Source organism: Actinomadura soli, from assembly GCF_005889715.1.
Lineage (GTDB): Bacteria > Actinomycetota > Actinomycetes > Streptosporangiales > Streptosporangiaceae > Spirillospora > Spirillospora soli.
This window is the reverse complement of record NZ_VCKW01000090.1, coordinates 23699-30143: the sequence shown is the minus strand read 5'-3', so window position 1 is coordinate 30143 and position 6445 is coordinate 23699. Positions and strand designations below refer to the sequence as shown.

General features: G+C 63.3%; 8 protein-coding genes. 1 reads left to right on the top strand and 7 read right to left on the bottom strand.

The features are described 5' to 3' along the window. Positions 1–105 precede the first annotated feature (105 nt). Positions 106–537: a PQQ-binding-like beta-propeller repeat protein gene (locus tag ETD83_RS18830; RefSeq protein ID WP_138646444.1), complete on the bottom strand. Its 432-nt coding sequence runs from the start codon at positions 535–537 to the stop codon at positions 106–108. Next, positions 459–1334, bottom strand: coding sequence for an outer membrane protein assembly factor BamB family protein (locus ETD83_RS18825; protein WP_138646443.1), 876 nt, complete (start codon positions 1332–1334; stop codon positions 459–461). The genes ETD83_RS18830 and ETD83_RS18825 overlap by 79 nt, the downstream gene beginning before the upstream one ends. Positions 1335–1401: 67 nt before the next feature. Here ETD83_RS18825 and ETD83_RS18820 point away from each other — a divergent pair, with 67 nt between their 5' ends. After that, the gene (locus tag ETD83_RS18820; protein WP_138646442.1) at positions 1402–2691 is read left to right on the top strand and encodes a hypothetical protein; all 1290 of its coding nucleotides are present in this window, start codon (positions 1402–1404) and stop codon (positions 2689–2691) included. Positions 2692–2762: 71 nt separating this feature from the next. Here ETD83_RS18820 and ETD83_RS18815 read toward each other — a convergent pair whose 3' ends face one another. The 5 genes from ETD83_RS18815 to ETD83_RS42620 form a co-directional block, all read right to left on the bottom strand. Further along, the gene (locus tag ETD83_RS18815; RefSeq protein ID WP_205717757.1) at positions 2763–2957 is read right to left on the bottom strand and encodes a DUF397 domain-containing protein; all 195 of its coding nucleotides are present in this window, start codon (positions 2955–2957) and stop codon (positions 2763–2765) included. A 5-nt stretch (positions 2958–2962) separates the two neighbouring features. After that, positions 2963–3154 (bottom strand): DUF397 domain-containing protein, encoded by a 192-nt coding sequence (locus ETD83_RS18810; RefSeq protein WP_138646440.1) that lies wholly within the window; start codon positions 3152–3154, stop codon positions 2963–2965. Continuing rightward, positions 3151–4032 (bottom strand): helix-turn-helix domain-containing protein, encoded by an 882-nt coding sequence (locus ETD83_RS18805; protein WP_138646439.1) that lies wholly within the window; start codon positions 4030–4032, stop codon positions 3151–3153. The genes ETD83_RS18810 and ETD83_RS18805 overlap by 4 nt, the downstream gene beginning before the upstream one ends. 418 nt (positions 4033–4450) lie before the next feature. Then, positions 4451–5104 carry a HEAT repeat domain-containing protein gene (locus ETD83_RS18800; RefSeq protein WP_230421013.1) on the bottom strand — a complete coding sequence of 218 codons (654 nt, stop codon included), beginning with the start codon at positions 5102–5104 and terminating at the stop codon, positions 4451–4453. Beyond that, positions 5044–6402: an NACHT domain-containing protein gene (locus tag ETD83_RS42620; protein WP_171064319.1), complete on the bottom strand. Its 1359-nt coding sequence runs from the start codon at positions 6400–6402 to the stop codon at positions 5044–5046. The genes ETD83_RS18800 and ETD83_RS42620 overlap by 61 nt, the downstream gene beginning before the upstream one ends. Between the last annotated feature and the right edge of the window lie 43 nt (positions 6403–6445).

Sequence of the window (6445 nt, the reverse complement as noted above, 5' to 3'; positions counted from 1 at the left end):
GACCCCCCGGGCACCGGCGCCCACCCGCGGGCCCGCCTGGTGCACGGCTATGCCGTCGGTTCGTTGACCGTGCCCTGTCAGGCCCCGGCACCACCGTCCGTCCGGTCATTGCTTACGTGCGGCCTTGTCCGCGGGCAGGCCGAAGGCGGCGAGGACGGGGCCGTCGCCCGGGCGCGGGCCGTGCCGGAGCAGAATGAAACGCCCGTCCACCCAGTACAGGCGGGCCTCACTTTGGATCATCGCGCCGATCCCGGTCATCGACTCGGAGATCCTCATCAGCTCGGTGGACTTCCCGGTGCGCGGATCGAGGGCCAGGACGGTGCAGGGAGCGGCGGTATGGCCGCGCTTGCGCGCCGGAATCGGCGGGTGGGACACGATGAGCCGCCCGCCGTCGAAGCCCCCCGTGACCGGCTCGGCCGAGTCCGACATCGCGCTCGTCCACACGACGCGTCCGGTGGTCAGGTCGTGGGCGGCGACCTTCCGCCGGCCGAAGTCGTCGGTCTTCGCGCGCAGGTAGACGGTCGTGCCGTTGACCACGATGCCGTCGCATCGGGTGATGTCATCGCCCGCGCAGCGGATGGTCCGCTGGACGCTGTACTTGTCCAGTTTGACCCTTCCGGCCGGGCCCCGGCCTTGTCGAGCATCAGCACCTGCGTTGTCTGCCCGTCGAGGTCCTCGCCGATGCCGACGACGACGGGGTTCGTCGAGAAGATCCCGGTCACGTCGACGTTCTCGCCGAGGGGACGCGTCCAGCGCGGCCGCCCGTCCGCCGCGCCGAGCGACTGCACCGCGCCGGACGTGCCGCCCCCGCACGTCAGCTCGGCGACCAGGGCCTGCCCGCCGCCGACCCCCGAGTACAGGCAGCCGTTGAACAGCCCGATGCGCCGCCACAGGGGCCTGCCGTCGCGGAGCCGGAACGCGTTGATCCCCTCGTTCTGGCGCTGTACCGCGACGGCGCCGTTCGCGATGACCACCTGGGTGGCCTTCGTGCCGCTGGAATCCCAGCGCGGCAGCGGCCGCTGCCACACCGCCTTCCCATGCCGGACGTCCACGACCTGGACGCGGTCGCACTTGTCGCCTCCGCCGCCATACAGAACGGCGACACGTCCGCCCGACATCTGGGTGGACGTGGCGCAGATGTCACCCGGAAGCGGCACGGCCCACCGCTTCTTCCCGTCCGCGATCCCGTACCCGGTGACCTGGCGTCCGGCGGCGATGGCGAACACGTCCCCGGACGGCCAGCCCGTCGGCCCATGCGGCTGCAGAGGCGCCGCCTTGGCGTCCAGCCACCACAGCAACTCGCCCTTAGGGCCCGCTGCCTCACCGCCCGCCACGAGGCCCCGGGTGATCAGGACGACGACGTCTCCATTCTTTGGTGATTTGGTTAGGAATGGGAGACTCGTGGCTCTTCTGGAGTTCGAGAATGAGGAATATCTTCTTAGTGAGGACGTTCATCACGATACCCGTTTCTGCCTTCTGAGTACGGTGGGAAGTGGCACCCAAGTGCACTCTGCTCGATTCTCTTTTGGTGCCCGTGGCATGTCCGACATCGATAATCGCCTTTTTGAGATGTCACCGGAAGATATTTCGCTTCTAAATCCAAATACGAATACCATAGCGCTCTTCCGTTCTCGTCGTGATGCACATATAGCCCTGGGAATCTACCGTCGCGTTCGCATTCTTTGGACGGATTATCCGCGTAGCAATCCGTGGGATCTATCATTTATGCAGGGCCTCTTCAATATGGCGACTCACTCAGGATTGTTTCGCACGCAGAAGCTGCTCGAGCGTGATGGCTGGAAGTTGGAAGACGGGATATTCATCAGACGCGACGAAAGAATGCTGCCGCTCTACGAGGCAAAAATGGTGCATCTATTTGACCATCGATTTGGCACGTACGAGGGACAGACTCAAGCTCAAAGTAACGTTGGAATTCTGCCGCGAACCAGTCCACAGCAGAAGGCTGATCCTCGGTATCGGGCTCTGCCTCGATACTGGGTTAGAAAGGAGGAAGTTGCTGACAAGGTCGCCGAGCGGTGGGATAAAGGATGGTTCCTTGGTTGGCGCGACATTACGAACCTGTCCAATGAGCGCACGATAATCTGTGCCTCGATCCCAAAGACTGCTGTGGGTGATAAGTTTCTTCTTGCGTTGCCTCCTGCGAGGGGTCATCTACTTCAGGCCAATCTGTCCACTTTTGTTCTTGATTACTGTGCTCGCCAGAAGATTTCGGGCAAGTCTTTCAAGTATTTCCTCTTGAAGCAGCTCCCTGTTCTTGCGCCTCAACAGTATGAGACGTGTGCTCCGTGGTTTACTGATGTCGTTCTGGAGGATTGGATTACCTCTAGAGTGCTGGAGTTGACGTTTACGGCATGGGATATAGCTTCATTCGCCAGAGATTTGGGCGATTCGGGATCGCCGTTTGTGTGGGATGAGGAGCGGCGGTTTGCGATGCGAGCTGAGTTGGATGCTGCGTATTTCCATCTCTACGGCGTTGGCCGTGATGATGTCGGCTACATCATGGACAGCTTCGGGGCCTTCCAGCGCAATGACTTCGAGCGGTTCGCGCGGACGAAGGCGCTGATCCTGGACGTCTACGACGCGATGGCGCGGGCGGTGGAGAGGGGAGAGCCGTACAAAACCATCCTCGACCCGCCGCCAGGGGAAGGCCCACGCCACCCGGATAGGTGAGTGCAGCCCAAGAGATGCCAGCGGCCTTGGACGAGTCGGACTCGTCTCAAGGCCGCTGATGTTCGGTGGGGTCAGGAGCAGTCCGCGCGGATCTTCCGGAGGAGACTCCGCCATTCGTCCCTGGTGAACTCCAGAGTTGGGCCGTTGCCGTGAAATTTGGTGTCGCGGACGCCGATAGTTCCGCCCGAAGCTTGACCCGCTTCGACGCAGTGGCCGTCAGGGGCGCTGTAGCGTGACTTACGCCAGGCGAAGAACTGAGTATTCATTACTATCAGGCGTGGTCGGCCCGGATGCTTTCCAGGATAGCCCGCCATTCACGAGGAGAGAATTCGAGGATGGGGCTGTGGTGGAGCTTGGTGTCGCGGATGCCGATCGTGCCGTCGGCGGCTTGGCCTGCCTCGACGCAGTGACCGTTGGGTTCGCTGTGGCGTGACTTGCGCCAGCCGTAGAAGTGCTTGGTCATGTACCCGATCCTGTCTGGTCGGCGAGCCGGTTGGCCACCCGATCGAGGAAGGCGATGCTGTCTTCGTTGGACAGCGCAGCCTCCCGGAGGCGGTCATATATCCCGGTATACCGTGCCACCTCGCCCCGCTGGGTGAGAACGAGGTCAGTGGTGACGGTGTCGACGATCGACACCGGTGAGTCGCCAGGCTCGGCGAACGTGTAGAGGTAGAAGGACGATTTCGGGAGGAAGCCTCCGGGGATGCGGGCGTTGTGCATCAGCGCACGGACCGTGATGCGATCCTCCTCCGAGGCGGTCATGATCATGTGCCGAAGCTGGGCGGCCATCGCTTTTGGTGGTACAGCGAGCCTGTGGATCACGCACTCGTCCAGGATGGTTTCGTAGGACGGCCCGTCCGGACGGAGCAATTCAGACTGCCGGTGCTCGCGGGCTTCGGTCATTCGCTCTGGCTGGTAGTCGAGCGTCCGCTGATTCTCGTCCAGGCTGACGAGTGCCTCGATAAACGGGCGGCACTGGAGGGCGCCGGGCATGGCCGTCTGGTCGTAGCTGCGGACGCTATTTGCGTGGTACTCCAGGTCGGCCGCGAGCTTCTGGCGGGGGCCCATGGACATGCCGTAGCGGTCCCACCATCCCTTCTGGCCAGCCTCGCGCGCGAGCTTGACGAGCCTGTCGTACTCGCTGCCGGTGACTTCGAGGATGTCGAGCATGTCCAGGAACTCGTTGAGATTCGGACGGATCTGGGCGTTCTCCAGGCGGGTGATCTTCGTGCGGGAGTGGAACACGAGCTTGGCGAGGCCTGCGGTCGTGAGGCCGCGGCTCTCGCGGAGTTTGCGGATCTCGTCAGCCAGCCGGCGGCGGCGGACGTAGGGACTCGGCATGACCGTCCTCCCGATATCGCGTCGGACACGATCCGTGCTGATCGCTAACTCCCTGCGATCACCAACTACCGGGCAATCTAATGGTCACGCTCGGTTAAACCCAGGACCGACAACCTGACGAGCTGATATCAGCACGTTCGGATTTTGAACATCCGAGGTTCGACCAGCTTTCGCCAGAACACTCGCCCCAAAATATCCAGATGCGCCGGATTCATGCCCCACACCGGCCCACGCGAACGACCCGACCCGCGTCCGCTCAGTCGCCCCGCAATCGTGGGCCCTAGACCCATGCTGGCCAGCACTCAACCAGTGGCCGGAGGAGGACATCAGCCGGAGCGACCAGGTTGCCGCCCACCCGCCGTAAGGACGTGCGGAAATCAAACAATCCACAGAACCGAGGAGGTCCTAAGCCAGCCGCTCAGGCGAGGTAAGCGAGCAAAGCACTCGCGGCCTGCCGCACATCCTCGTCCTCGTCGTTGGTGGCGCGGTCGCGCAGAAGATCCAACACCTCACGCTTGTCGGCCCATGCCGATCCCAACGCTTCCACTGCTGCCCGCCGCACGTCGGGGTGTTGATCGCTTTTCGCGCGATCGCGTAGAAGGTCCAACGCTGCTCGGTCGTTGGCCCATCTTGCTCCCACTGCCTCTACTGCGGCCTGTCGCACGTCGTGGTGTTCGTCATTTGTGGCGCGGTCGCGTAGCCATGCCAGCACTTCTGGCGCGTCGGCCCGGTCCGTTCCTATTGCCTGCACTGCAGCCCGTCGCACCTCGTGGTGCTCGTCGTTCGTGGCGCGGTCGCGTAGCCATGTCAGTACTTCTGGGGTGTCGGCCCAGCCTGTCCCCACAGCTCGCACCGCAGTCCAGCGCACGTCGGGATCGGTGTCGTTGGTGGCGCGGTCGCGTAGCCATGGCAGTACGCCTGGGTCGCCCGCCCAGCCTGCCCCCATTTCGTAAATTGCCGCCACTCGCACGTCGAGGTGTTCGTCGTTGGTAGCGCGGTCACGCAATAGGTTCAACGTTTCCGGATCACCTGCCCAACCCGAACCCAGCGCCTGTACTGCGGCTCGTCGAATGAATATGTGCTGGTTGTGGACGGCGGTGCGATGAAGTCGGCGGGAGTCTTGAGCTTGCGGCGCAAGGTAACAGCGGTCAGCAAGCTCGAGTACGGACCTACCCATGAGGGAGTCGTACCAGCGCTGGTATAGGCCATGGTCGAACCATCTCTGGCCGGGCGAGTACGTGAAGAGAGACGAGAGCGCAACTTCGAGAGCGTTGCCCCCGTCCTATTGATAGGTGGTTCGCGTCGCCGAATGGCCTTGAGGACCTCGATAACGACCAGGGTGATGGTGCGGGAGTGAGTGGCAAGTACAGGCCTGTGGTCGAACTCTCCCGCGATGCTCAGGGCAAGCAGCAGGTGGCGCGGCGGTCTGTCTCGTGCTCGCCAGGCCGGATCGGCGTCCAAGAGTCGAGTAATGGCGGCGACGGCGAACTGCTCGGGGATAAGTCCGGCCAAGAGGACAAGGACTTCGGTCCAGGCTGGGTCATTCCAACGCGTGTCATAGATGGCCAAGAGCTCTTGCTCGGTGAGGACGCGGTTGGTGAAACGCTGATTGATGTCGTCGGCGGCCAGATACTCCAAGAACGCACGATGGACGAACCCGTACAGTTCTGCGCCGTAGCTGGCGAGGATGAAGTTCCGGTCGCGCAGTTGCTGGAGCATCGTGCGGGCCGCCTGGACGGCTCGATCGAGGGGGAGGCCCAGCCGACCGGTGAAGTAGTCCTGGAATAGCTGGATGAGTTCGTCGCCGTGCAGATGATTACCGGCCAGACCGGCCGGGCCGTCCTGCATCCGCTGGGCGACCGTGTGCAGCATGCGAAGCTTGTCGCGCGCCTCCAGGCGTGGCAGGTCGGTGTGCTGGTCGGCGAGTTCCTTGTTGACGTCCCATTGGTCGATCAGAAGCATCACCGCGTGCTCGTAGACGCTGCGGCGGTCGCGCGGGAGCTCGCGGCGGCGCGCGATGATCGCCAGGATCGTCAGCAGCATCGGATTGCCCGCAAGCTCGGCGACCACGGGCGAGTCCTTGACAGCACCCAGGATGCGCTTGCGCAGCCGGACCGCATCAGCGGGCCGACCGGCACAACTCCGGTCGAACCAGGTCGTCGTGAATTGCGTGATCTGCTCACGAGTCAGGTCCTGGAGCATGAGCGTGGTGAAACCCGCCCGGTCGAACACCGTCCGGTCGTAGCCGATCACCCGCGACGTCACCACCACCCGCGCTCGCGGATGGCTCTTCGCGAACCAGTCGATCTGCCGCGCCACGGCGTTCCGCCTCTTCGGCTCGAAGATCTCGTCCAGCCCGTCGAACACCACCAGTGCCCGTCCGTCCGACCGCAGATACTCCTCCAACATCGGG

Excerpts from the sequence above, each read along its gene's own strand:
- ETD83_RS18815 (WP_205717757.1), bottom strand. The coding sequence starts at position 2,957 with ATGAATACTCAGTTCTTCGCCTGGCGTAAGTCACGCTACAGCGCCCCT.
- ETD83_RS18810 (WP_138646440.1), bottom strand. The coding sequence starts at position 3,154 with ATGACCAAGCACTTCTACGGCTGGCGCAAGTCACGCCACAGCGAACCC.
- ETD83_RS18805 (WP_138646439.1), bottom strand. The coding sequence starts at position 4,032 with ATGCCGAGTCCCTACGTCCGCCGCCGCCGGCTGGCTGACGAGATCCGC.